Raw genomic sequence first — 23,099 nt, 5'->3', positions numbered from 1 at the left:
CCCGTGCCGGGGTCACGCAGGCCGGTGCGGACCGTCCGGGGTCGTCTCGGGGACGCGCACCGGGCCTCCCGGCTGTGGCGCGCTGGACGGCGCCGGTGCGCTGGCGGCTTCCGGAACACTGGCCGGCTCCGGTGCGCTGGCCGACTCGGGGGCACTGGCCGACTCGGGGGCACTGACGGGCACGGTCGTGAGCTTCCGGACCACCGCGGCCGCGGTCGCCGGTCCGACGCCGGGGACCTCGGCGACCTCCTCTGCCGTCGCCTGCCGGAGCCGGGCGACGGAACCGAAGTGCTTGAGCAGCGCCGAGACCCGGTTCGGGCCGAGTCCGGGGATCTCGGACAGCTGGGAGCGGACGTCGCGCTTCCGCCGGGTGCGCTGGTGCGTGATCGCGAACCGGTGTGCCTCGTCGCGGAGGCGCTGGATGAGGAACAGCGCCTCGGAGTTGCGCGGCAGGATCACCGGGAAGTCGTCGTCCGGCAGCCACAGCTCTTCCAGCCGCTTCGCGATGCCGACCAGGGCGATGTCACGGACCCCGGCTTCGTCGAGAGCCCGCTTCGCCGCCGCGACCTGCGGTTGCCCACCGTCGACGACGAGCAGCTGCGGGCGGTACGCGAACCGCTTCGAGGGCTTCGTGCCCTCGACCACGCCGTCGGCCGTGACGTCCGGGACGTCCGGCACGGCGGCGTCCTCGTCGAGCCGGGCCAGGCGCCGCGTCAGCACCTGGTACATGCTGTCGGTGTCGTCGGTGGTCTCGGCGATCGTGTAGCGGCGGTACTGGTCCTTGCGCGGCAGGCCGTCCTCGAACACCACCATCGACGCCACGACGTTCGTGCCCTGCAGGTGCGAGATGTCGTAGCACTCCATCCGCAGCGGGGCCTCGGACATGCCCAGTGCCTCCTGGATGTCCGCCAGGGCCGCCGCACGGGTCGTGTAGTCGGCCGACCGCTTCGTCTTGTAGAGCATCAGCGCCTGCTGGGCGTTCTGCGACGCGGTCCGGGCCAAGCCCGCTCGGTCCCCACGCTGCGCGGTGCTGAGCTTCGTGCCACGGCCCCCACGGCGGTCGCTGAGCCACTGCTGGAGGGCGTCGGCGTCGTCCGGCAGCACCGGCACCACGACCTCTCGCGGAGGGCCGTCGTTCGCAACACCGGGCGTCGGATCGGCGCTCGCCTGCATGAGCAGTGCGCCGTCGGCACCGGTCGACAGCCCGTCGTCGGCGTAGACACCCTGCACGATCTGCTCGACGAGGTCGCCCGTGCTGATGTCGAGCTCCTTGTCGACGACCCAGCCGCGGACACCCCGGATGCGCCCGCCACGGACCGAGAACAGCTGCACGGCCGCCGCGAGCTCGTCCTCGGCGATGCCGAACAGGTCGAGGTCGACCGAGTCCTTGAGCACCACGGCGGACTTCTCGAGCACCGCTTCGAGCGCCTCGACCTGGTCACGGAAGCGCGCGGCCTGCTCGTACTGCATCGCGTCCGCCGACGCGGCCATCCGCTGCCGGAGTTGGGTGATGACGCGGCGGTCGTAGCTGCCCATGAAGCGGACGAACTCCTCGACGAGCGCGCGGTGCTCCTCGATGGTCACGCGCTGCGAGCAGGGACCGCCGCACTTGCCGATCTGCCCGGGGAAGCAGGGCTTGCCGGTCTGCATGGCCCGCTTGTACGAGGACTCCGAGCAGGTGCGGATCGGGAAGACCTTGATCATCAGGTCGATCGTGTCGTGCACCGCCCAGATCTTCGGGTACGGGCCGAAGTACTTGGCGCCCTTGATCTTCCGGTTCCGGGTCACCATCACCCGGGGTGCCTCGTCCGCCATCGTGATCGCCATGTACGGGTACGACTTGTCGTCCCGGAACTTGACGTTGAACGGCGGATCGAACTCCTTGATCCACGTGTACTCGAGCTGCAGCGCTTCGATCTCGGACCCGACGGTGGTCCACTCGACGCTCTTCGCCGTCAGGACCATCCGCCGGGTGCGTTCGTGCAGGGTCGGCAGCGGTGCGAAGTAGTTGCTCAGGCGGGCCCGGAGGTTCTTCGCCTTGCCGACGTAGAGCACCCGACCGTTGCCGTCACGCCATCGGTAGACGCCCGGGTCGGTCGGGATCTCCCCCGCCTTCGGCCGCCAGGAGACGGTGTCGGCCACCTAGCGAGCCCCTGCCTTCTCTGCACCTGCTCGTCGTGCGCCGACCGACCGCTGCTTGCCCACGCGGGCGTCCTGCGCCTCGAGGATCTCGCGGAGGAAGACACCGGTGTGGCTCTCCGGGACGTCGGCGACGTGCTCCGGCGTGCCCGTCGCGAGGACCGTGCCACCACCGGAACCACCCTCGGGTCCCATGTCGATGACCCAGTCGGCCGACTTGATGACGTCGAGGTTGTGCTCGATCGTGATGACGGTGTTGCCCTTGTCGACCAGCGACTGCAGCACGAGGAGGAGCTTCCGGACGTCCTCGAAGTGCAGACCCGTGGTCGGCTCGTCGAGCACGTACACGGTGCGGCCGTTCGAGCGACGCTGCAGCTCGGTCGCGAGCTTGACGCGCTGCGCCTCGCCACCCGACAGGGTCGTCGCGCTCTGCCCGAGTCGGACGTAGCCCAGGCCGACGTCGACCAGGGTCGCCATGTACCGGTGGATCGCGGAGATCGGCTCGAAGAACTCGGCCGCCTCGCTGATCGGCATGTCCAGGACCTCGGAGATGCTCTTGCCCTTGTAGTGGACCTGCAGCGTCTCGCGGTTGTACCGGGCACCGCCGCAGACCTCGCACGCGACGTAGACGTCGGGCAGGAAGTTCATCTCGATCTTGATCGTGCCGTCACCCGAGCAGTTCTCGCAGCGCCCGCCCTTGACGTTGAAGCTGAAGCGACCGGGCTGGTAGCCGCGGGTCTTCGCCTCTTGCGTCTCGGCGAAGAGCTGCCGGATGCGGTCGAAGACGCCGGTGTAGGTCGCCGGGTTCGAGCGCGGGGTGCGGCCGATCGGTGCCTGGTCGACGTGCACGACCTTGTCGAGCTGGTCCAGGCCCTTCACGCGCGTGTGCTTGCCGGCGATGTGCCGGGCGCCGTTGAGCTGGTTGGCGAGCACCTTGTAGAGGATGTCGTTGACCAGGGTGGACTTGCCGGAACCGCTGACTCCGGTGACCGCCGTGAACACGCCGAGCGGGAAGTCGACGTCCACGTCCTTGAGGTTGTTCGCCCGGGCACCCTGCACGGTGATGACCCGCTTGCGGTTCACCTTGCGGCGCTCGGACGGCATCTCGATCGAGCGGCGACCGGCCAGGTAGTCGCCCGTGATCGACTCGCGGTTCTCGATCATGTCGGCGTAGGAACCGGAGTGCACGACCTTGCCGCCGTTGACGCCGGCACCGGGTCCGATGTCGACGACCCAGTCGGCGGTGCGGATGGTGTCCTCGTCGTGCTCGACGACGATGAGCGTGTTGCCGAGTTCCTTGAGCTTGACCAGGGTGTCGATCAGGCGGCGGTTGTCGCGCTGGTGCAGACCGATGCTCGGTTCGTCGAGGACGTAGAGCACACCGGTCAGGCCGGAGCCGATCTGCGTCGCCAGACGGATGCGCTGCGCTTCACCGCCGGAGAGCCCACCGGCGCCACGCGCCAGGGTCAGGTAGTTGAGGCCGACCTCGAGCAGGAACTCGAGACGCGCCCGGATCTCGCGCAGGACCGCCGCGGCGATGTGCGCCTCGCGCTTGGTGAGGGCGATGTCCGCCATGAACGCGTAGGCCTCGTCGAGGGCCATGCTCGTGACGTCGGCGATGCTGCGACCGTCGACGGTCACGCCGAGCACCTCGGGCTTGAGGCGGGTGCCGTCGCAGACCGGGCAGGGGACTTCACGCAGGTAGCCCTGGAAGCGCTGTCGCTGCGAGTCGGTCTCGGCCTCGGCGAACTTGCGCTCGATGTAGGGCATGACGCCCTCGAACCCACTCGTGTACCGCATCTCGCGGCCGAAGCGGTTCCGCCAGGACACCGAGACCTCGAAGTCCTTGCCGGTGAGGATCGCGGCCTGCACCGACGCGGGCAGCTGGCTCCACGGGGTGTCCATCCGGAAGCCGAGCTCCTTGCCGAGACCGGCGAGCAGCTTCTCGAAGTACGAGTACAGGCCGCTGGTGCCGGTCCACGGCAGCAGCACGCCGTCCTTCAGGGAGGCCTCGGGGTCACCGAGCACCAGGTCCGGGTCGACCGACATCCGGGTACCGAGACCGGAGCACTCCGGGCAGGCGCCGAACGGGGCGTTGAACGAGAACGTCCGCGGCTCGATCTCGGTCAGGGCCAGCGGGTGGTTGTTCGGGCAGGACAGGTTCTCGGAGTACGTCCGGACCGCGCCCGGCCCCTCGTGGTCCACGAGGTCGATCGCCACGGTGCCGTCCGTCAGGCGCAGGGCCGTCTCGAGCGAGTCGGTCAGGCGCCCCAGGATGTCGTCGCTGGCCACCAGGCGGTCGACGATGACGGAGATGTCGTGCTTGACCTGCTTCTTCAGCGTCGGCGGGCTGCTCAGCTGGATCCGCTCGCCGTCGACGATGGCGCGCGAGTAGCCGGAGGCTGCCAGTTCCTGGAAGAGGTCGACGAACTCGCCCTTCTTCTTCGACACGATCGGCGCGAGCACCTGGAAGCGGGTGCCGCTCTCCTGCGTCATCAGCTGGTCGGCGATCTGCTGCACGCTCTGCTTGCTGATCACTTCACCGCAGACGGGGCAGTGCGGGATGCCGATGCGCGCCCAGAGCAGACGCATGTAGTCGTAGACCTCGGTGATGGTGCCCACCGTGGACCGCGGGTTGCGGTTCGTCGACTTCTGGTCGATCGACACCGCCGGCGACAGGCCCTCGATGAAGTCGACGTCGGGGCGGTCGACCTGGCCGAGGAACTGCCGGGCGTACGCCGACAGGGACTCGACGTAGCGCCGCTGGCCCTCGGCGAAGATCGTGTCGAACGCCAGCGAGGACTTGCCCGAGCCGGACAACCCGGTGAACACGACGAGCGAGTCACGTGGGATCTCGAGGTCGACGTCCCGGAGGTTGTGGACGCGCGCGCCACGGACGCTGAGCGTCGACGTGTCGTGCGGGGCCGTGCCGCCGGGCAGGTGCAGGTCCGACGGCTCGTCGAAGTCGTCCGGGCCGGACGTGGCGGTTCCGCGGTCAGAGGTGATGGTCATCGCAGACGATTCTACGAAGCCGGTCCGACAAACGCCCGCCGAGTCGGCTCAGTCGAGTGCGTCCAGAGCGAACGTGACGCCGGAGGCACGCTCGCTGGCGGTCCAGAGCCGCGCCGCCTCGAGCCGGTCGTGCGCCCGCGGTTCCGCCGGCACCACCGTGGCGCGGCCGCGGAGCTGGAACCAGCCGTCCGGCCCCCAGTACTCGCCGGACCGGACGTCGTCGGCGACCGAGGCGTGCACGAGCGGGACCGCGCCGGCGTCCTTCCCCTGCGCGACCAACCGCTGACCGGGCCCGATCCACGACGGGTCGGATCGCGACGGCTCGACACGCGACTGCGCTCCCGCCGCCTGGGTCAGCGACTCGAGCGCGAGCCCCGGGTGCGCGACGACGCTCGACACGGCGGACCCGGCGTCCGCCAGACGCTGGGCGAGCTCGAACCCGAACAGCATCACCGCGAGCTTGCTCCGCGCGTACTGCCGGTAGCCGTTGTAGTACCCCGCGCCGAGCGGGTCGTTGCGGTCGAGGGTCGCCCAGCGGTGCGAGATCGAGCCGAGGTGGACGACCCGCCCACCGGTGGCCTGCAGCATCGGCAGCACCAGGCCGGTCCAGGCGAAGTGGCCGAGGTGGTTCGTGCCGATCTGCAGCTCGTGGCCCTGCGCGGTGGACTGCCGCTCGCGCGACCCGACCACCCCGGCGTTGTTGAGGACGGCGTGCACGGGCCCCGTCGTGGCCAGGGTGTCGGCCGCCGCACGGACCGAGTCGAGGTCGGCCAGGTCGAGGTGGACGTGCTCGAGCACCGCGTCGGGGACCACGGAGCGGATGCGGCGCTCGGCTGCCACGGCCTTCTCGGGGTTGCGGGTCGCCAGAACCACCCGGTGCCCGGCTGCGGCGAGCTGTTGGGCGGCCTGGTACCCGAGACCGGCGCTGGCGCCCGTGACGACGACGGTCCGCGGACCGTCGGCGGCTCCGGACTCAGACGACATGGCCGGCCGACTCCATCTGCCGCAGGGCCTTCTTCAGGTCCTGCACCTCGTCGCGGAGTCGGGCCGCGAGCTCGAACTTCAGCTCGGCCGCCGCCTGCAGCATCTGGTCGTTGAGGTCGGCGATCGTGGCCTCGAGCTGGGTCGCGCCCTCGCCGGCGATGCCCTCGCGGCGGAGCGACGGCGTCGGTGCGCGGCGGCCGTCACGGACACCGCCTCCGCGGCGCTCGAGGAGCTCGCGCGTGTCGTCGCTCTCGCGGTTGAGGACCTCGGTGATGTCGGCGATCTTCTTGCGCAGCGGCTGCGGGTCGATGCCGTGCTCGAGGTTGTACGCCACCTGCTTCTCGCGGCGACGGTCGGTCTCCTCGATGGCCTGCTTCATGGAGTCGGTCATCTTGTCGGCGTACATCAGGACCTGGCCCGACACGTTGCGCGCGGCACGGCCGATGGTCTGGATGAGCGAGGTCGACGACCGGAGGAAGCCTTCCTTGTCGGCGTCCAGGATCGCGACGAGCGAGACCTCCGGCAGGTCGAGGCCTTCACGCAGCAGGTTGATGCCGATGAGCACGTCGTAGACGCCCTGGCGCAGCTCGGTGAGGAGCTCCACGCGCTTCAGGGTGTCGACGTCCGAGTGCAGGTAGCGCACCCGGACCCCGGCGTTGCCGAGGAAGTCGGTGAGCTCTTCGGCCATGCGCTTGGTCAGCGTGGTGACGAGCACGCGCTCGTTCTTCTCGGAGCGCTGCTTGATCTCCTCGAGCAGGTCGTCGATCTGGCCGTCGCTCGGCTTGATGATGATCTCGGGGTCGATGAGGCCCGTCGGGCGGATGATCTGCTCGACGACGCTGTCCGTGATGCCGAGCTCGTACTTGCCGGGCGTCGCCGACAGGAAGACCTTCTGCCCGACGCGGTCGAGGAACTCCTCCCACTTCAGCGGGCGGTTGTCCATCGCGCTCGGCAGCCGGAAGCCGTGCTCCACCAGGGTGCGCTTCCGGGAGGCGTCGCCCTCGTACATCGCACCGATCTGCGGCACCGTGACGTGCGACTCGTCGATGACCAGGAGGAAGTCCTCCGGGAAGTAGTCGATGAGGCAGTGCGGGGCTTCGCCGGGGCCCCGGCCCTCCATGTGGCGGGAGTAGTTCTCGATGCCCGAGCAGAACCCGATCTGCTCCATCATCTCGATGTCGAAGGTGGTGCGCATCCGGAGCCGCTGGGCCTCGAGCAGCTTGCCCTGGCCCTCGAGCTCGGCGAGCCGCTCGGCCAGCTCGTGCTTGATCGAGGTGATCGCCCGGTGCATGACGTCGGTGTCCGCGACGTAGTGGGACGCCGGGAAGATCGAGACGGCGGGCAGGTCGTCGATGACGTTGCCGGTCAGCGGGTGCAGCGAGGACAGCGCTTCGATCTCGTCGCCGAACATCTCGATGCGGATCGCGTGCTCTTCGTACATCGGGATGATCTCGAGCGTGTCGCCGCGGACCCGGAAGGTGCCGCGGGCGAAGTCGACGTCGTTGCGCTGGTACTGCATGCTGACGAACTTCCGCACGAGCTGGTCGCGGGAGATGTTCTGCCCGATGTGCAGCGCGACCGAGGCGTTCATGTACTGCTCGGGCGTGCCGAGGCCGTAGATGCAGGACACGGTCGACACCACGACGGTGTCCCGGCGGCTGAGCAGGGAGTTCGTCGTGGAGTGCCGCAGACGCTCGACCTCGGCGTTGACGGACGAGTCCTTCTCGATGAAGGTGTCCGTCTGCGGGACGTAGGCCTCGGGCTGGTAGTAGTCGTAGTACGAGACGAAGTACTCGATGGCGTTGTTCGGCATCAGGCCGCGGAACTCGTTGGCGAGCTGCGCCGCCAGCGTCTTGTTGTGCGCGAGCACCAGCGTCGGCCGCTGCACCTGTTCGATCAGCCACGCGGTGGTCGCCGACTTGCCGGTACCGGTCGCACCGAGCAGCACGACGTCGGTCTCACCCGCGTTGATGCGCCCGGCGAGTTCGGCGATGGCCGCGGGCTGGTCCCCACTCGGCATGTACTCGCTGATGACCTCGAACGGTCGGATGGCACGCGTGGGCTCTACGGCAACTCCCATGGAGCCAACAGTAGGCGCGGCCGCTGACATCGGAGTGCTCTGCTCGCCCTCGGCGTACTGTCACCCGATAGCGGACGCAGAGACACCTGATCGGCACCGGTCGTAGCCTCCGAGCCGTTCAGCAACCCGACCGAAGAGGCCCCATGACCACGGCCCCCGCTGCAGCACCAGCGACGGGCACCCCGTTCCGCGGACGCATCCGCGGGCGGGTGCTCCTGCTCCTCTGCTGCATGTACGCCATCTCGTACATCGACCGTACGAACATCTCGACCGCCCTCCCCCACATCACCGACGAGTTCGGCCTCAGCGACACCGACGCCGGGTTCATCGTCTCGGCGTTCGCACTGCCGTACGCCCTGCTGCAGGTGTTCGGCGGCACCATCAGCGAACGCTTCGGCCCGCGCCGCGCACTGTTCGTCATCACCGTCGTCTGGGGTGTCGCGACGCTCTGGACCGGACTGGCCACGGGCTTCTGGACGCTCTTCGCGGCGCGGCTGCTGCTCGGCCTCAGCGAGGCCGCGGCGTTCCCGTCCGCCACCCAGGCGATGAGCCGCTGGATCCCCCGCGACCGCAACGGCTTCGCACAGGGTGTGGTCCACTCCGCCGCGCGGCTCGGCAACGCCCTCGCACCGCTCGTCGTCGCTTACTTCATCGCGATCAGCGGCTGGCGCCTGGCGTTCTTCGCCACCGCCGTGCTCTCCGTGGCCTGGGGCATCACCTGGTTCGTCCTGTTCCGCGACCGCCCCGAGGACGCCCGCGGGATCACGGGGGCCGAACTCGCCGAACTGCCACCGGTCGAGACCCGCGCCACCCGCCCGCCGGTGCCCTGGCGTGCCCTGGCGAAGCAGATCCTGCCGGTGTCCTTCGTCGACTTCGGGTACGGGTGGACCCTCTGGGTGTTCCTCACCTGGATCCCGACGTTCCTCAGCGACCAGTACGACCTCGAGATCAGCGCCTTCGCCTGGTTCACGACCGCCGTCCTCCTGGCCGGGGTCGTCGGCGACACGGTCGGCGGGCTGCTCAGCGACCGGATCATCCACCGCGGCGGCGACCCACGGCACGCACGCCGCCTGGTCCTGGTGATCGGTCTCGGTGGGTCGCTGGTCTGCCTGCTCCCGCTCGTCGTCGTCGGGCAGAGCCTGACCGTCGCGACCGTGTCACTCGCGCTGTCGTTCTTCTTCCTCGAGCTCTGCAACGCGAACCTGTGGGCGATCCCGATGGACGTCGCCCCGCAGTGGTCCGGCACGGCGTCCGGTTTCATGAACACCGGGTTCGGTGTCGCCGGTGTCGTCTCCCCCATCGTCTTCGGCGTCCTCATCGACGCCTCCGGGTGGCAGCTGCCGTTCGGGATCTCGTGTGCGCTGCTCGCGGGTGCCGCGGTGGTCGCGTGGGTGATGAAGCCGCAGCGCCTCACCGTCACCGACGGCGTGCTCGAGGTGGGCGTCCCCGCGGCCGAGCGCGACGCCACGCAGTAGCGTCCGGCGGTCACCGATCCGTCCGACGTGGGGCGAGCCTCCAGGCCGGGAGGCCCGCCCCGCGTCCGACCGCACCGACCGTCGTCAGGCGCGCACCCGCCGCGCCCGCGACGGCCGACCGGTCAGCGGCACGCTGAGCGGCGTCCAACGGAACGCCTCCGTCACCGCGACCGACAGCACCAGCACGAGCACGTACGTGACGAGCGTCAGCCACGGCTTCGGCACCGCCGACTCGAGCCAGCTGTCGCCGTACAGCAGGACCCAGATCATGAACGGGTGGCTGAGGAAGATGCCGAACGACCGGTCCGAGCCGTAGTCGACGACCCGCGCCAGGGCGGAGCCGGCCCGACGGCGGTCCGCCCAGGCCGCACCGATCGCCAGGAACCCGACGAAGACGGCGGTGCTCCACAGCACCTGCACGGGCTGCAGCGGGGTGCCGGCGGCGTACAGCGACTGGCCGAGGCCGACCTGCAGCCACCACACACCGAGCGTGAGCGCCCCGGTGCCCGCGAACGCCCAGAGGACGGCGCGGCGGTGCTCGCGGATGAAGCGGAGGAACGGGTCCGCGTGGTCTGCGGCCACCGCCCCGGAGACGATGAAGAACACGTACGAGAAGAAGAACTGCTTCTGGTACCCGTGCAGCCAGTCGATCGAGTGCGGCCAGTACTTGTAGGCGGCGAACACGGCGAGCTGCAGCAGGAACGCGACGACCAGCACCGTGACGTGGTGCCGCCGGGTGACCCGGACCAGCCAGATGATCACCGGCAGCAGCAGGTACACCTGCATCGTCACGAGCAGGAAGTAGAGGTGGTACCAGGACGTCCCGGTGACGATCCCCTCGGCGGCGGTCGTGACCAGCGCCGGCACGTCCCCGCGGGTCGACGAGCTGAGCAGCCAGGACGCTGCGACGTACACGAACGACCACGCCAGGTAGGGCACGCCGACGAGCAGGAACCGGCGCGGCCAGAACTGCGCGAGCGGGCGCGGTCGGAGTGACCAGCTGTAGACGAGCACGAACGCGGTGAGCGAGAAGAACACCAGCCGGGTGAAGTGCAGCAGCCCGAGCAGGGCGTTCAACGGGACGTCGTCGGCGGCGATGGTGTGGCTCGTGGTGTGCACGCCGATCACGCACGCGAACGTGAGGATGCGGAGGACGTCGACCTCGTACAGGTGCCGCGGCTTGCCGGACGCCGTGCGGGTCGGGGTCTGCACGCCGGGCGTGTCGGTGGTGGCGCTCACCGGGACTCGGTCATCGCTCGGACGCGGGCACGCTGCACCTTGCCGGTCGGTGCCCGCGGCAGGTCGGGGACGACGGAGATCTCGGCCGGACGACGGAACCGGGTCAGGGCGGACTCGGCCAGGGCGGTCAGGTCGGCGACGAGCCCGTCGGTGTCGGCGTCCGGCTGCGGGATGACGTACGCCACCGGAACGGCACCGAGCACCTCGTCCGGCCGACCCACCACGACCGCTTCGAGCACGCGGGGATCGCGGAGCAGGACGTCCTCGACCTCGGACGGGTAGACCTTCTCACCGCCGCGGTTGATGACGTCGTCGGACCGCCCGGCGAGCGACACCCAGCCGTCGTCGGCGACGGACCCGAGGTCGCCGGTGGACAGCCAGCCGTCGGCGTCGAAACGGTCCGCCGCCCGGCCGCCCAGGTACGAGCGGACGATGCCCGGACCGCGCACCCAGAGGGCACCGATCTCGCCGGCCGGCAGGAGGGCGCCGTCCTCGCCGCGCACCTGCACCTCGGAGCCGACGGGCAGTCCGACGCTGCCCGGCCGGGCCGGGGCGTCGAGGGGCGTCGCGGTGATCTGGCTGGCACCCTCGGTCATGCCCCAACTCACCACGAGCGGCAGGTCCCCGAGGGCGGCGCGCACCGGGTCCGGCAGCGGTGCCGAGGCGCTCCGGACGAACCGCAGTGACGCCGGGGGCTGCAGCGGCCCGGTCTTCGCCAGGACCGCCAGGACCGCGGGCACGGCGTTCAGCCAGGTCACCCGGCGGGCCGCGAGCAGCTCCCAGAACCCGGTCCGGCGGAACCGGCGGTCGAGCACCAGCGTCGCCCCGGCGACGAGGGTGGCGGCGAGGCCCACCACCTCGGCGTTCACGTGGAAGAGCGGCAGCGAGTTGAAGCCCCGGTCCTCGGCGGTCAGCCCGTTGTGCCGGGCGATCGCACGCGCGACGAACACGAGCTGCGACTCCGGCAGCTCGACGCCCTTCGGCGTCCCGGTGGACCCGGAGGTGAAGAGCACGACAGAGCCCTCGCCGGGGCCGTCGGTGGGCGCGTCCGGGACGTCGCCGTCGCGGACCCCGACCGGGAGGCCCGTAGCCGGGTCGACGCCGGCCGTGGGCGATCCGAGGACGGTCGCGTCGGCACGGTCGACGCCAGGGGCCCCGGCGGTGCCGACCGTTCCGGCTGTTCCGGCTGCTCCTCCCGGTCCGGCTGGCGCACGGTCCGACACGACCATCGATGCGCCGCCGAGGAGTGCCGCGAGCCGTGCGGGTTCCGAGGGCGGCTGCCCGGTGTCGACCGGCACCGACCGTCGCCCGGCGGCGATCGCGGCGAGGTGCACGACGGCGAAGGCGATCGGGTCCCCCACGTCGACCAGGACACCACCGGAGGCCGGGACACCGATCGCGTCGAACGTCCGGGACCACGCGGTGGCGGCGGCGTCGAGACCGCCGTACGTCAGCGTCCGGTCGGAGCGGGCGTCCTCGAGGTAGACGTGGTCCGGGGTCTGCTCGGCACGCTGCCGGATGAGCGCCGCGAGGGTCGTCTCGTGGCCGGCGACCGGCGTGGGGTCGGATGTGGGGTGTTCACCGTCGTGCTGCACCGACTCATCGTATTTCCGCTGGCTATGACCGTCCGGAGGGAACAGCCGGAGTCGGGAACCGGTGCAGCATCCACTGCCAGATCCGGAGCATCCGCGGATCGCCGTGCTCGTCGAGCGGCGTCGAGTCCTTGATGATCCGCGAGTGCGCCCAGTGCGGGTTGCCCACCGGCAGGGCGGTGAGGATCGCGTGCGGGTCCGCGCCCGGTGGTGGAGGCTCGGTGTCGGTCCGCCACGGTCCGCCGGTGCCCGCCGAGCCGAGGGAGTCGCCCGCTCCGAGGGTGCCGCTCGGGCCCTCGTCCCGTCGGTCGCCGTCGAGTCCCATCGCCGACCAGGAGCCGGTGATCCGCGGGCCGAACTCGTCGCGGACGTCGTCCAGCGCGTACATCCGGCTCACCGGGGTCTGGCCGGGGTGGTCCATCCACGCGGCGTGCACCGGACCGACCGACTCGACGGGTGCCGAGAACATCAGCGCCCCGAGCACCGGCCGGATGTGGGCGATGTACGCGGCCTCCCCACCGCCCTGCGAGTGCCCGGCGACGACGATGTCCTGCCACTGGATGTCCTCGTCAGAGTGCACGAACCGGCCCCAGCCGCCGGCGGGGTCGACGTCGTCCAGGTGCGCCACGGCGTCGCGGAAGCGTGACACGATCGAGCCCGCCGGGCTCACGTCACTGACTGCCGAACCCCGCGTGCCGTCGAACCGGTTCCGCTGGACCTGGCCGTAGCAGCGGGCGTCGGCCTCGCAGGTGCCGGACAGGGTCTTGCCGAGGTTCCAGTAGTCGAGCCCGAGGACGTGGTACCCGTCGTCGAGCGCCGTGGTGAGGAACCGCTGGTAGTCGGCCGGCTTCGCCCGGGTGGCCGGCAGGAACAGCAGCAGCGGACCGCTCGGCGAGGTCCGGGCGGCGAAGTCGTCACGGTTCGGGGCCAGGCGCTCCCCGTCGATCGCACCGAGCCGGAAGCGGTGGAAGTCGCTGTGCGGTGCTTCGCCGGGCTCCAGCGTGCGGTGGGGTTGCGCCGGCCGGCCACCCTCTGCGACACGTTGCCCGCCGAGCACGTTCGCCCCGACGAGTGCGGCGAGGCCCATGGCGACCAGGACGATGACCGCGACGACGAGCAGCCGGTGGTGCGTCCTCATCGGACGAGTCGCGCCCAGACCTCGTCGGCCGAGCGGATCGTCTGCTCGAGGGTGCCGGTCGCGTCGACGACGTGGTCGGCGAGGGCGAGGCGGTCGGCGTCGGAGGCCTGCGCCGCCACCCGTCGCTCAGCGTCCTCCCGGCGCATCCCCCGGTGCTCGACGAGCCGCTCGATCCGCACCGCGGCGGGGGCGTCGACGACCACGACGGCGTCGAACCGGAGCGGCCGTGAGCCCTCGGCCTCGGCGAGCAACGGCACGTCGTAGACGACGACGGCGTCCGGGTCAGCTGCCTCGGCGGCGTCGAAGCGCTGCTGTGCGAGGCGCCAGACCTCCGGGTGGGTGATGCCTTCGAGCGCCCTGCGTGCCTCCGGGTCGGCGAAGACGACCGCACCGAGCGCGGGCCGGTCGAGACTGCCGTCCGGGGCGATCACCGCGTCGCCGAAGCGCTTCCGGACCGCCTGCAGACCCGGGCTGCCCGGTGCCACGGCGTCGCGTGCGATCCGGTCGGCGTCGACGACCACCGCGCCGTGTTCCGCGAACCGCGACGAGACGGTCGACTTGCCCGCGGCGATGCCGCCCGTGAGTCCGATGATGCGCACCCCGACAGCGTCGCACGGACTGCTCCACGAATGCTCCCAGCCGAGATCGCCGTCGCGGCGAGCCGTACGACGCCGAAGAGCCCGGCCCCGGTCGTCCCCTGGGGGACGATCAGGACCGGGCTCTCGGTCGATGCGACGGGTGATCAGCGCACCCGGTCACATCCGTTCAGCTGGTGCTGGTCGTTCAGCTGTTGCTGAGCTTCTCGCGCAGCGCGGCGAGGGACGCGTCGTCGGCGAGGGTGCCGGCTCCGGTTACCTCGCTCGTGAACGTCGAAGCGGCGGCCGGGAGGTCGAAGCCACCCTGCGCCTCTTCGGTGAGGGACTTGGCGACCTGGGCCTTGTGGGCCTCCCAACGCGCCTGGGCGGCCGCGTACTGGCCCTCCCACTCGGTGCGCTGGGTGTCGTAGCCCTCGAGCCACTCGTTGGTCTCCGGGTCGAAGCCCTCGGGGTACTTGTAGTCACCCTTGTCGTCGTACTCGGTCGGCATGCCGTAGAGCGCCGGGTCGAACTCGGTGCTCTCCGGGTCGACGCCCTCGTTGGCCTGCTTGAGGCTGAGCGAGATGCGGCGACGGTCGAGGTCGATGTCGATGATCTTGACGAAGACCTCGTCGCCCACGGACACGACCTGCTCGGCGAGCTCGACGTGCTTGTTCGAGAGCTCCGAGATGTGCACCAGGCCCTCGATGCCGTCCGCGACGCGGACGAAGGCACCGAACGGCACGAGCTTCGTGACCTTGCCCGGCGCGATCTGACCGATCGCGTGGGTGCGGGCGAAGACCTGCCATGGGTCTTCCTGGGTGGCCTTGAGCGAGAGCGACACGCGCTCGCGGTCCAGGTCCACCTCGAGGATCTCGACGGTGACTTCCTGACCGACCTCGACGACCTCGCTGGCGTGCTCGATGTGCTTCCAGCTGAGCTCGGAGACGTGGACGAGACCGTCGACGCCGCCGAGGTCGACGAACGCACCGAAGTTGACGATCGACGAGACGACGCCCTTGCGGACCTGGCCCTTGTGGAGGTTGTTCAGGAAGGTGGTGCGCGACTCGGACTGCGTCTGCTCGAGCAGGGCGCGGCGCGAGAGGACCACGTTGTTGCGGTTCTTGTCGAGTTCGAGGATCTTCGCCTCGAGCTCCTGACCGAGGTACGGCGTCAAGTCGCGGACACGGCGCAGCTCGATGAGCGATGCCGGGAGGAAGCCGCGGAGACCGATGTCGACGATCAGACCGCCCTTGACGACCTCGATGACCGTGCCGGTCACGACGCCGTCGGACTCCTTGATCTTCTCGACGTCGCCCCATGCACGCTCGTACTGTGCACGCTTCTTCGACAGGATCAGGCGGCCTTCCTTGTCCTCCTTCTGGAGGACCAGGGCCTCGACCTCGTCACCGACGTTGACGACCTCGTTGGGGTCGACGTCGTGCTTGATCGAGAGCTCGCGCGAGGGGATGACTCCCTCGGTCTTGTACCCGACGTCGAGGAGGACCTCGTCGCGGTCGATCTTCACGACGGTGCCGGAGATGAGGTCTCCGTCGTTGAAGAACTTCAGGGTCTTCTCGACCTCGGCCAGGAAGTCATCAGCCGAGCCGATGTCGTTGATGGCGACCTGCTTGGGAGCCTTGGTCGTGGTGGTTGTCATGTAGAGATTGCTCCGAACGGACATGAGTCGGGCCGTGGCGGCGAGGGAGCGACCCCCGGTCCGCGAGCCGGTCGGACGACCGGTGCGAGCCACCATGGCGATGAGTGTTGTTGGCGCGGATTGCGCCGCACAAGTCTATCCAGCGGGAGGGACGCCCACAACCGGGCGTGTCGGCTCAGCCGACGAGCGCACTCCGCAGGGTGTCCAGGCCGACGCCACCGAGCGCGAGGGCCCGGTGGTGGAAGGCCTTGAGGTCGAACGCCGCCCCCTCACGAGCCGCCACGTCGTCCCGAATCGACTCCCAGACGCGCTGCCCGACCTTGTACGACGGCGCCTGCCCCGGCCACCCGAAGTACCGCGCGACCTCGAACTGCACGAACGCCGGGTCCATGTTCACGTTCTGCCCCATGAAGTCGAGTGCGTACTCCCACGTCCAGCCGCCGCCGTCCGGGTTGGTCTTCTGCAGGTGCACACCGATGTCGAGCACCACGCGGGCGGCACGCATCCGCTGGCCGTCGAGCATGCCCAGACGGTCGCCGTCGTCGTCCAGGAACCCGAGCTGCTCCATCAGGCGCTCGGCGTACAGCGCCCAGCCCTCGACGTGCCCGGACGGTCCGGCCAGCTGTCGGCGCCAGGTGTTCAGCTCGCCGCGGTTGTAGACCGCCTGGCTGATCTGCAGGTGGTGGCCCGGGACGCCCTCGTGGTAGACCGTCGTCTTCTCCCGCCAGGTGCCGAACTCGGTGACGCCCTGCGGGACGGACCACCACATGCGGCCGGCGCGCGAGAAGTCGTCGGACGGACCGGTGTAGTAGATCCCACCCTCCTGGGTCGGGGCGATCCGGCACTCCAGGCGCTTGATCGGGTCCGCGATGTCGAAGTAGCGACCGTCCATCGCGCGGATCGACTCGTCGCTGGTCTCCTGCATCCAGGCACGGAGCGCGTCGGTGCCGCGCAGCACGCGCGCCGGGTCGGCGTCCAGCACCTCGATCGCCCGGGCGACGCTCGCCCCGGACTCGATGCGGTCGGCGATGCGCTCCTGCTCGTCGCGCATCCGCGCGAGCTCCTCGATGCCCCACTCGTACGTCTCGTCCAGGTCGACGACGGCGCCGAGGAACCGGCGGGAGTGCAGCGCGTAGTCGTCACGGCCGACGGCGTCCACCGGGGTCGAGAGCGGCAGCACGTCGTGCTGCAGGAACGCGCCGAACGACCGGTAGGCGGCCGCGGAGACCTCGGCCCCGCGGGTCAGCTCGGCTCGCAGCTGCTCGGGGACCGGCGCCCCGCCCTCGAGTGCGGCGCCCTCGGCGAGCTGACGGAAGAACCCGTCGGGCGCGCCGTTCCGGGCGGCCTGCTCGGCGATCAGTTCGACCTGGCGCTTCGCCGCGGTCACGCCCTCGCGGGTGCCTTCGAGCAGGGTCTCGCGGTACCCCTCCAGGGCGTCCGGCAGCGCCTGCAGACGACCGGCCACGTCCTGCCAGTCCTCCGCCGTCGCGGTCGGCATCAGGTCGAGGACGTCACGGAGGGACTGCGCCGGGCTCTGGATCACGTTGAGGTCGCGGAGGTGCAGCTTCCGCTCGTACGACTCGACGGTCAGGTCGAGCTCCGCACCGAGGTCGGTCTTCGTCACCCGGTCGACGTCGTCGCGCTCGTTGGCGGCGTCGAGCGCCCGGCGGGCGGCACGAGCGGCGTCGGCCATGGCCGCGGCGCCCGCGGGCGACGTGTCGCCGTACCCGTCCGTCCGTCCCGGCACGCCGATGTACGTGGCGACGGTCGGGTCGAGGTCCACGAGCGTGGTGACCCACTGCTCCGCGACCTGGTCGACGGCGGACGGCTGACGGACGGGACGGTCATCGCTCATGTCACCGACCCTACCCACCGGCCAGACCCCAGCCACCAGTACGACGGGAGCGGCGGGGCGGACGGGAGGCGCGCCTCCCGTCCGCCCCGCCGCTCCCGCGGGTGCCGCCGCGCTCAGTGCGCCGCCGCCTCCCAGTTCGTGCCGAGCCCGACCGAGACGTCGAGCGGGACGGTCAGCTCGGCCGCGCCGCCCATGCGGGTGCGGAGGATCTCCTCGACCCGGTCCTGCTCCCCCGGTGCGATCTCGAGGATCAGTTCGTCGTGCACCTGCAGGAGCAGCCGCGAGCCGAGGCCGCCGTCACGGAGGTCCGCGTCGACGCCGAGCATCGCGATCTTCATGATGTCGGCCGCCGAGCCCTGGATCGGGGCGTTCAGCGCGGCACGCTCGGCGTTCTCGCGCAGCACTCGGTTCGGGCTCTTCAGGTCCGGGAACGGGCGACGACGACCGAAGATCGTCTCGGTGTAGCCGTCTTCGCGGGCCTGCTCGACGACGTTCCGGAGGTAGTCGCGGACCGCGCCGAAGCGGGCGAAGTACTCGGTCATCAGGGTGCGGGCTTCGCTCTGCTCGATGCGGAGCTGCTTCGACAGCCCGAACGCACTGAGGCCGTAGGCCAGGCCGTAGGACATCGCCTTGACCTTGGTGCGCATCTCCGGGCTGACGTCCGACGGCTCGACGCCGAAGACCCGGGCGCCGACGAAGCGGTGCAGGTCCTCGCCCTCGTTGAAGGCCTGGATCAGCCCGGCGTCACCCGACAGGTGCGCCATGATCCGCATCTCGATCTGCGAGTAGTCGGCGGTGAGGAGCGTCGTGTACGGCTCGGCGACCGCGAAGGCCGACCGGATGCGGCGACCGACGGCGGTCTTCACCGGGATGTTCTGCAGGTTCGGGTCGGTCGAGGACACCCGGCCGGTGCTCGTGCCGGTCTGCTCGTACCGGGTGTGGATCCGGCCGTCGACCACGGCGGCGTCGAGGGTGTCGACGATCTGGCGGAGCTTCGTGGCGTCGCGGTGCTGCAGCAGCAGGCCGAGGAACGGGTGCGGGTGCTGCTCCTGCAGGTCGGTGAGGCTCGCGGCATCGGTCGAGAAGCCGGTCTTCGTCTTGCGGGTCTTCGGCATCGCGAGCTCGGTGAAGAGCACTTCCTGCAGCTGCTTCGGCGACCCGAGGTTGACCTCGTGACCGATCTCGGCGAAGGCCTGCTGGGCGAGGTCCGCGGCGCGCTCCCCCAGCTCGTGCGAGAGCCCGGTCAGCACCGGCCGGTCGATCCTGACGCCGGTCGTCTCCATCCGGGCGAGCACCGACGTCAGCGGCAGTTCGATGTCGTCGAGCACCGTGAGCGAACTCGGGTCGACGCGGGCCCGGAGCGCCGTGACCACGCGGAGGACGTACCAGGCGTGCACGCCGACGTTTACCGGGTCGGTCTCCGGCACGAGCTGGTTCGGGTCCGCCGTCGGCAGTTCCTCGCCGAGCTCCTGGTAGACGAGGTCGGCGAGGGGCTGGCCCTGCTTGCCGGGGTTCGCGAGCCAGCCGGTGATGCGGGCGTCGCCGGCGATCCCCGCGACGGTGAAGCCCGCCGTGCCGAGCGCCTTGATCGCGGCCTTGGCGTCGTGGAAGTGCTTCGGGGCGTCCGAGGCGAACCAGGCCGAGAGCTGCTCGTAGTCCTGCGCTCCGCTGCCGCCGGGCACCAGCACGGCGTCGTCGTGCGTGGCGATGCCGATGGCGCTGAGGCGGCCGTCGATGACCTCCACCGCGACACCGAAGCCGTTCTCGGCGTCGGCGGCCGACTTCCGCTCCAGCCAGTGGCCGAGTTCCTCGTCGATCAGGGTCTTCACCGGCGGCGGAGTGGGACCGGCGTCCTCGACGCTGCCGTCCGTCGTCGACGGATCGGTCGGTTCGCCGCTGCCGACGACCTTGAACACCCGGTCGAGCAGGGTGCGGAACTGCAGCGTGGCGAAGAGTTCACGCACCGCGGCCTCGTCCACCGGCCGGAGGGCGACGTCGGCGGGACCCACCGGCAGCTCGACGTCGGTCACCAGGCGGTTCAGGCGGCGGTTCCGGATCGCCCGGTCTCGCTGCTCGCGGAGGTTGTTGCCGACGACGCCCTTGATCTCGTCGGCGTGCTCGAGCACCCCGTCCAGCGAGCCGTACTGGGTGACCCACTTCACCGCGGTCTTCTCGCCGACCTTGTCGATGCCGATCAGGTTGTCGCTGGTCTCCCCCACCAGCGCCGCGATGTCCGGGTACTGGTGCGGTTCGATGCCGTAGCGCTCGTACACCTTGTCGCGGTCGTAGCGGGTCAGTTCGGACACGCCCCGGACCGACGGGTAGAGCAGCGTGACGTCGTCGTTGACGAGCTGGATCGAGTCGCGGTCACCCGACACGACGTAGACCTGGAAGCCCTGGTCGGCGCCCTGCTTCGACAGCGTCGCGAGGATGTCGTCCGCCTCGAAGTCCTCCTTCGTGACGGTGGTGATGCCCATCGCCTCGAGCGCCTGCTGCAGCAACGGGATCTGGCCCTTGAACTCGGCCGGGGTCTCGGAGCGGGTGCCCTTGTACTCGGCGTACTCCCGCGTGCGGAACGAGAACCGCGAGATGTCGAACGCGACGGCCAGGTGCGTCGGCTTCTCACGCTGCAGCAGCATGAGCAGCATCGAGATGAACCCGTGGATGGCGTTCGTGTGCTGCCCTTCGCGGTTCACGAAGCTGTCGACCGGCAGCGCGTAGAAGGCCCGGAAGGCGAGCGAATGGCCGTCGATGACCATGAGGGTAGGCTTTGCGGAGTCCGACACCCGGACAGCCTACCGACGGCCCCCGACAGGGTGTGGCCTCGGTCCTGGCGGAACGACCACGCGGAAGGCCGACGCGACGTGACCGACGAACAGACCGTCCAGGACAGCCAGAGCGTCCAGGGTCCCCCGGCGGCAGTCGCCGAGTACCTCGCCCGCGGCATGGGCCAGCTCGCCGACAAGATGGGCATGGTCGTCACCGAACTCGGCGCGGACCGGGCCGTCGCGTCCATCCCCGTCGAGGGCAACCGACAGCCCGCCGGCCTGCTGCACGGTGGCGCGTACGTGGTCCTGGCCGAGAGCCTCGGGTCGATGGCCGCGAACATCCACGCCGGCCCCGGGCGCTACGCCGTCGGCATCGAGCTCAGCGCGTCGCACACCCGGAGCGCCACGAGCGGCCGCGTCACCGGCACCTGCACCGCGATCCACCTCGGCGGCACGCTCACCACGCACGAGATCGTCCTGACCGACGACGAGGGTCGGCGCTGCTCGACCGTGCGCATCACGAACATCATCCGCGACGCCCGCTGACACCGCGCGTGGGTGCCACCGGGCGTCAGTGACACCGGACGTCGTGACACCGGGCGTCAGGCCTCCGGCGGTCGTTGCAGCAGCAGCGGGGTGTCCCCGAACCCGAGCCGTCGGTAGAGCGTCTCACCGTCGACACTCGAGTGCACCGAGGTCCGCTCCACCCCGGCGTCGTCCGCGAGCTCGAGCAAAGCGGTGACGATCCGTCCCGCGACACCGCGTCCGCGGAGGTCCGGGTGCACGTAGACCGTCTGCACGTCACCGGTCACGCGACGGCCGGGTCGGTCCGGCGTCGGCGGCCGGTCCGTCAGCGCGAGCCAGCCCATGCCGAGCACGACGCCGTCCCGTTCCGCGACCACGCAGCGGTGACTCTCCGGGTGGTCGGCGGCGAACGCCGCCATCGCGTCCCGGAAGTCCGCGGCGGACACCGATGGCACGGCCCCGCCTTCGTCGACACTCCAGCGCCAGCGGAGGTCGGCCACCGTCGGCAGGTCGGCCGGTCGGGAGGCCCGGATCACCACGTCGTCCATGCCCTCACCCTGCCACGTGGCCGGGTCGTGCTGGACGACGGGTCGCCGGACGACGGCTTACTTCTTGGCGCTGAGCTGCTCGATGATCGCCTTGGCGACGTCGTGCATGGTCAGACGGCGGTCCATCGACGCCTTCTGGATCCAGCGGAACGCCTCGGGCTCGGTGAGGCCCATCTTCTCGTTGAGCAGGCCCTTGGCCCGGTCGACGAGCTTGCGCGTCTCGAAGCGCTCGACCAGGTCGGCGACCTCTGCCTCGAGCGTGATGATCTGCTGGTACCGCGAGAGAGCGATCTCGATCGCGGGGAGCAGGTCGTTCGGGGTGAAGGGCTTCACGACGTAGGCCAGCGCGCCAGCCTCGGTCGCGCGCTCGACGAGCTCCTTCTGGCTGAACGCCGTGAGCAGGACGACCGGCGCGATGTGGTTCTTCGACAGCTTCTCGGCTGCGGAGATGCCGTCGAGCTGCGGCATCTTGACGTCCATGATGACGAGGTCGGGACGCAGGTCGGTCGCGAGCTGCACCGCGGTCTCACCGTCGCCGGCTTCACCGACCACGTCGAACCCGTTGTCGCGGAGGATCTCGACGATGTCGAGGCGGATGAGCGACTCGTCCTCGGCGACGACGACGCGACGGGGTGCTGCTGCGGTTGCTTCTGTGTCACTCACGACGGAGAGCCTACTAGACGCTCGATCCGACCGCGGCAACCCGGCCGGTCGCCGGCGCGAGACCAGATCAGTACGAGTGGCGGGACTCGAACCCGCACGCCAGAGGCAGAGCATTTTGAGTGCCCCGTGTCTACCATTCCACCACACTCGCGAGCCGTGCCAGCGTAGCAGCAGCGCCCCGGACCGCAGGTTCCGGCCAGGTCGCCGTCCCGCGCCGCCCCACCGCGGCGCGCGACGCCCGGTCACGGTACGGTCGGAGGTCCGGCTGACCTGTCAGGGAGGAGCCCCGTGGACTCTCGTGCCGTCCGCACGTTCCGCGCGTTCGTCGTCGTCACCGCCGTGGTCGCGGTGACCGCCGGCGTCGTCGCCGTCGTCTGGCCACGACCGACCCTCGTCCTCGTCGCGCTGCTCTTCGGCGTCTACCTGGTGGTCGCGGGCGCGATGCGGGTGTTCGCGGCGGCGCGTGGACACGGCACGCCGGCCGCCTGGCGCTGGACCTCGGGCGTGGTCGGCACCCTCGTCGGCCTCGCCGGACTCGTGACGTTGCTCGACCCCGCGGTACCGCTCGTCGTCTACGCGGTCCTCGGCGGCCTCGCCTTCCTGGTCGAGGGGGTCGCGGCCCTCGTCGGTGCCCTGGTCGGGCATCCCGGGTCCTCACGCGGGCCGACCGTCGTCAGCGGCGTGCTGTCGCTGCTCTGCGGTACGGCCGTGCTCCTCGCCCCGACGACGGCGCTCGAGGTGTTCACGGTCCTGGCGGGCATCGCGCTCGTCGGGGTCGGCAGCGCAGCACTGCTGCTCCTGCCGGCCCGCGCCGCCGCTCGCCGCTGAGCGCGACGGAGCGCGCGG

16 protein-coding genes and 1 tRNA gene are annotated in these 23,099 nt (G+C 70.5%); 3 read left to right on the top strand and 14 right to left on the bottom strand.

The genetic code is table 11. The features are described 5' to 3' along the window. Window positions 1-12: 12 nt before the first annotated feature. From uvrC to uvrB, 4 genes are read right to left on the bottom strand one after another with little or no spacing between them, the layout of a single operon-like run. The gene (uvrC, locus tag SOM35_RS05605) at window positions 13-2,142 is read right to left on the bottom strand and encodes an excinuclease ABC subunit UvrC (protein ID WP_320514679.1); all 2,130 of its coding nucleotides are present in this window, start codon (window positions 2,140-2,142) and stop codon (window positions 13-15) included. Next, the gene (gene uvrA / locus SOM35_RS05600) at window positions 2,143-5,151 is read right to left on the bottom strand and encodes an excinuclease ABC subunit UvrA (RefSeq protein ID WP_253463200.1); all 3,009 of its coding nucleotides are present in this window, start codon (window positions 5,149-5,151) and stop codon (window positions 2,143-2,145) included. Between the two features lie 48 nt (window positions 5,152-5,199). Next, entirely contained in the window at window positions 5,200-6,135 is a 936-nt protein-coding gene (locus SOM35_RS05595; RefSeq protein WP_320514678.1) for an SDR family NAD(P)-dependent oxidoreductase, read from the bottom strand. Next, the gene (gene uvrB / locus SOM35_RS05590; protein WP_111073547.1) at window positions 6,125-8,215 is read right to left on the bottom strand and encodes an excinuclease ABC subunit UvrB; all 2,091 of its coding nucleotides are present in this window, start codon (window positions 8,213-8,215) and stop codon (window positions 6,125-6,127) included. The genes SOM35_RS05595 and uvrB overlap by 11 nt, the downstream gene beginning before the upstream one ends. Before the next feature lie 143 nt (window positions 8,216-8,358). Here uvrB and SOM35_RS05585 point away from each other — a divergent pair, with 143 nt between their 5' ends. Further along, the gene (locus tag SOM35_RS05585) at window positions 8,359-9,690 is read left to right on the top strand and encodes an MFS transporter (RefSeq protein ID WP_320514677.1); all 1,332 of its coding nucleotides are present in this window, start codon (window positions 8,359-8,361) and stop codon (window positions 9,688-9,690) included. A gap of 84 nt (window positions 9,691-9,774) precedes the next feature. Here the strand turns inward: SOM35_RS05585 and SOM35_RS05580 are convergent, their stop codons facing one another. The 7 genes from SOM35_RS05580 to polA all read right to left on the bottom strand — a co-directional run bounded on the left by SOM35_RS05580 (window position 9,775) and on the right by polA (window position 20,535). Next, the gene (locus SOM35_RS05580) at window positions 9,775-10,929 is read right to left on the bottom strand and encodes an acyltransferase (protein ID WP_320514676.1); all 1,155 of its coding nucleotides are present in this window, start codon (window positions 10,927-10,929) and stop codon (window positions 9,775-9,777) included. Next, window positions 10,926-12,524, bottom strand: coding sequence for a class I adenylate-forming enzyme family protein (locus tag SOM35_RS05575; protein ID WP_320514675.1), 1,599 nt, complete (start codon window positions 12,522-12,524; stop codon window positions 10,926-10,928). The genes SOM35_RS05580 and SOM35_RS05575 overlap by 4 nt, the downstream gene beginning before the upstream one ends. Window positions 12,525-12,546: 22 nt before the next feature. Further along, entirely contained in the window at window positions 12,547-13,659 is a 1,113-nt protein-coding gene (locus SOM35_RS05570; protein ID WP_320514674.1) for a BPSS1187 family protein, read from the bottom strand. After that, window positions 13,656-14,258 carry a dephospho-CoA kinase gene (coaE, locus tag SOM35_RS05565; RefSeq protein ID WP_320514673.1) on the bottom strand — a complete coding sequence of 201 codons (603 nt, stop codon included), beginning with the start codon at window positions 14,256-14,258 and terminating at the stop codon, window positions 13,656-13,658. Before coaE ends, SOM35_RS05570 begins: the two co-directional genes overlap by 4 nt. 184 nt (window positions 14,259-14,442) lie before the next feature. Next, a complete protein-coding gene (gene rpsA / locus SOM35_RS05560) occupies window positions 14,443-15,894 on the bottom strand; it encodes a 30S ribosomal protein S1 (RefSeq protein WP_320514672.1) in 1,452 nt (483 codons plus the stop codon). Between the two features lie 175 nt (window positions 15,895-16,069). Next, window positions 16,070-17,749: a DUF885 domain-containing protein gene (locus SOM35_RS05555; RefSeq protein ID WP_320514671.1), complete on the bottom strand. Its 1,680-nt coding sequence runs from the start codon at window positions 17,747-17,749 to the stop codon at window positions 16,070-16,072. A 113-nt stretch (window positions 17,750-17,862) separates the two neighbouring features. Further along, a complete protein-coding gene (polA, locus tag SOM35_RS05550; protein ID WP_320514670.1) occupies window positions 17,863-20,535 on the bottom strand; it encodes a DNA polymerase I in 2,673 nt (890 codons plus the stop codon). A gap of 159 nt (window positions 20,536-20,694) precedes the next feature. On the opposite strand from polA, the gene SOM35_RS05545 reads away from it, so the two are divergent. After that, on the top strand, window positions 20,695-21,063 hold the full coding sequence (locus SOM35_RS05545; RefSeq protein WP_166779355.1) for a PaaI family thioesterase: 369 nt from the start codon (window positions 20,695-20,697) through the stop codon (window positions 21,061-21,063). Between the two features lie 56 nt (window positions 21,064-21,119). On the opposite strand, the gene SOM35_RS05540 is transcribed toward SOM35_RS05545, so the two are convergent. From SOM35_RS05540 to SOM35_RS05530, 3 genes are all read right to left on the bottom strand, one after another. After that, complete coding sequence (locus SOM35_RS05540) at window positions 21,120-21,590, bottom strand: GNAT family N-acetyltransferase (protein ID WP_320514669.1); 471 nt, start codon at window positions 21,588-21,590, stop codon at window positions 21,120-21,122. Window positions 21,591-21,647: 57 nt separating this feature from the next. Continuing rightward, the gene (locus tag SOM35_RS05535) at window positions 21,648-22,253 is read right to left on the bottom strand and encodes an ANTAR domain-containing response regulator (RefSeq protein ID WP_110825040.1); all 606 of its coding nucleotides are present in this window, start codon (window positions 22,251-22,253) and stop codon (window positions 21,648-21,650) included. 71 nt (window positions 22,254-22,324) lie between these two features. Further along, window positions 22,325-22,404, bottom strand: a tRNA-Leu gene (locus SOM35_RS05530). 137 nt (window positions 22,405-22,541) lie between these two features. Here SOM35_RS05530 and SOM35_RS05525 point away from each other — a divergent pair. Next, on the top strand, window positions 22,542-23,081 hold the full coding sequence (locus SOM35_RS05525; protein ID WP_320514668.1) for an HdeD family acid-resistance protein: 540 nt from the start codon (window positions 22,542-22,544) through the stop codon (window positions 23,079-23,081). Window positions 23,082-23,099 lie beyond the last annotated feature (18 nt).

Origin of the sequence: Curtobacterium sp. CFBP9011 (assembly GCF_034045095.1) — a bacterium.
Taxonomy (GTDB): Bacteria; Actinomycetota; Actinomycetes; order Actinomycetales; family Microbacteriaceae; genus Curtobacterium.
This window is presented reverse-complemented; position numbering and strand designations above follow the sequence as displayed.

Bases quoted from the DNA above. Each gene is read 5' to 3' on its own strand.
- uvrA (WP_253463200.1), bottom strand. From the start codon at position 5,151: ATGACCATCACCTCTGACCGCGGAACCGCCACGTCCGGCCCGGACGAC.
- SOM35_RS05595 (WP_320514678.1), bottom strand. From the start codon at position 6,135: ATGTCGTCTGAGTCCGGAGCCGCCGACGGTCCGCGGACCGTCGTCGTC.
- uvrB (WP_111073547.1), bottom strand. From the start codon at position 8,215: ATGGGAGTTGCCGTAGAGCCCACGCGTGCCATCCGACCGTTCGAGGTC.
- SOM35_RS05585 (WP_320514677.1), top strand. From the start codon at position 8,359: ATGACCACGGCCCCCGCTGCAGCACCAGCGACGGGCACCCCGTTCCGC.
- SOM35_RS05570 (WP_320514674.1), bottom strand. From the start codon at position 13,659: ATGAGGACGCACCACCGGCTGCTCGTCGTCGCGGTCATCGTCCTGGTC.
- rpsA (WP_320514672.1), bottom strand. From the start codon at position 15,894: ATGACAACCACCACGACCAAGGCTCCCAAGCAGGTCGCCATCAACGAC.
- SOM35_RS05555 (WP_320514671.1), bottom strand. From the start codon at position 17,749: ATGAGCGATGACCGTCCCGTCCGTCAGCCGTCCGCCGTCGACCAGGTC.
- SOM35_RS05545 (WP_166779355.1), top strand. From the start codon at position 20,695: ATGGGCCAGCTCGCCGACAAGATGGGCATGGTCGTCACCGAACTCGGC.
- SOM35_RS05540 (WP_320514669.1), bottom strand. From the start codon at position 21,590: ATGGACGACGTGGTGATCCGGGCCTCCCGACCGGCCGACCTGCCGACG.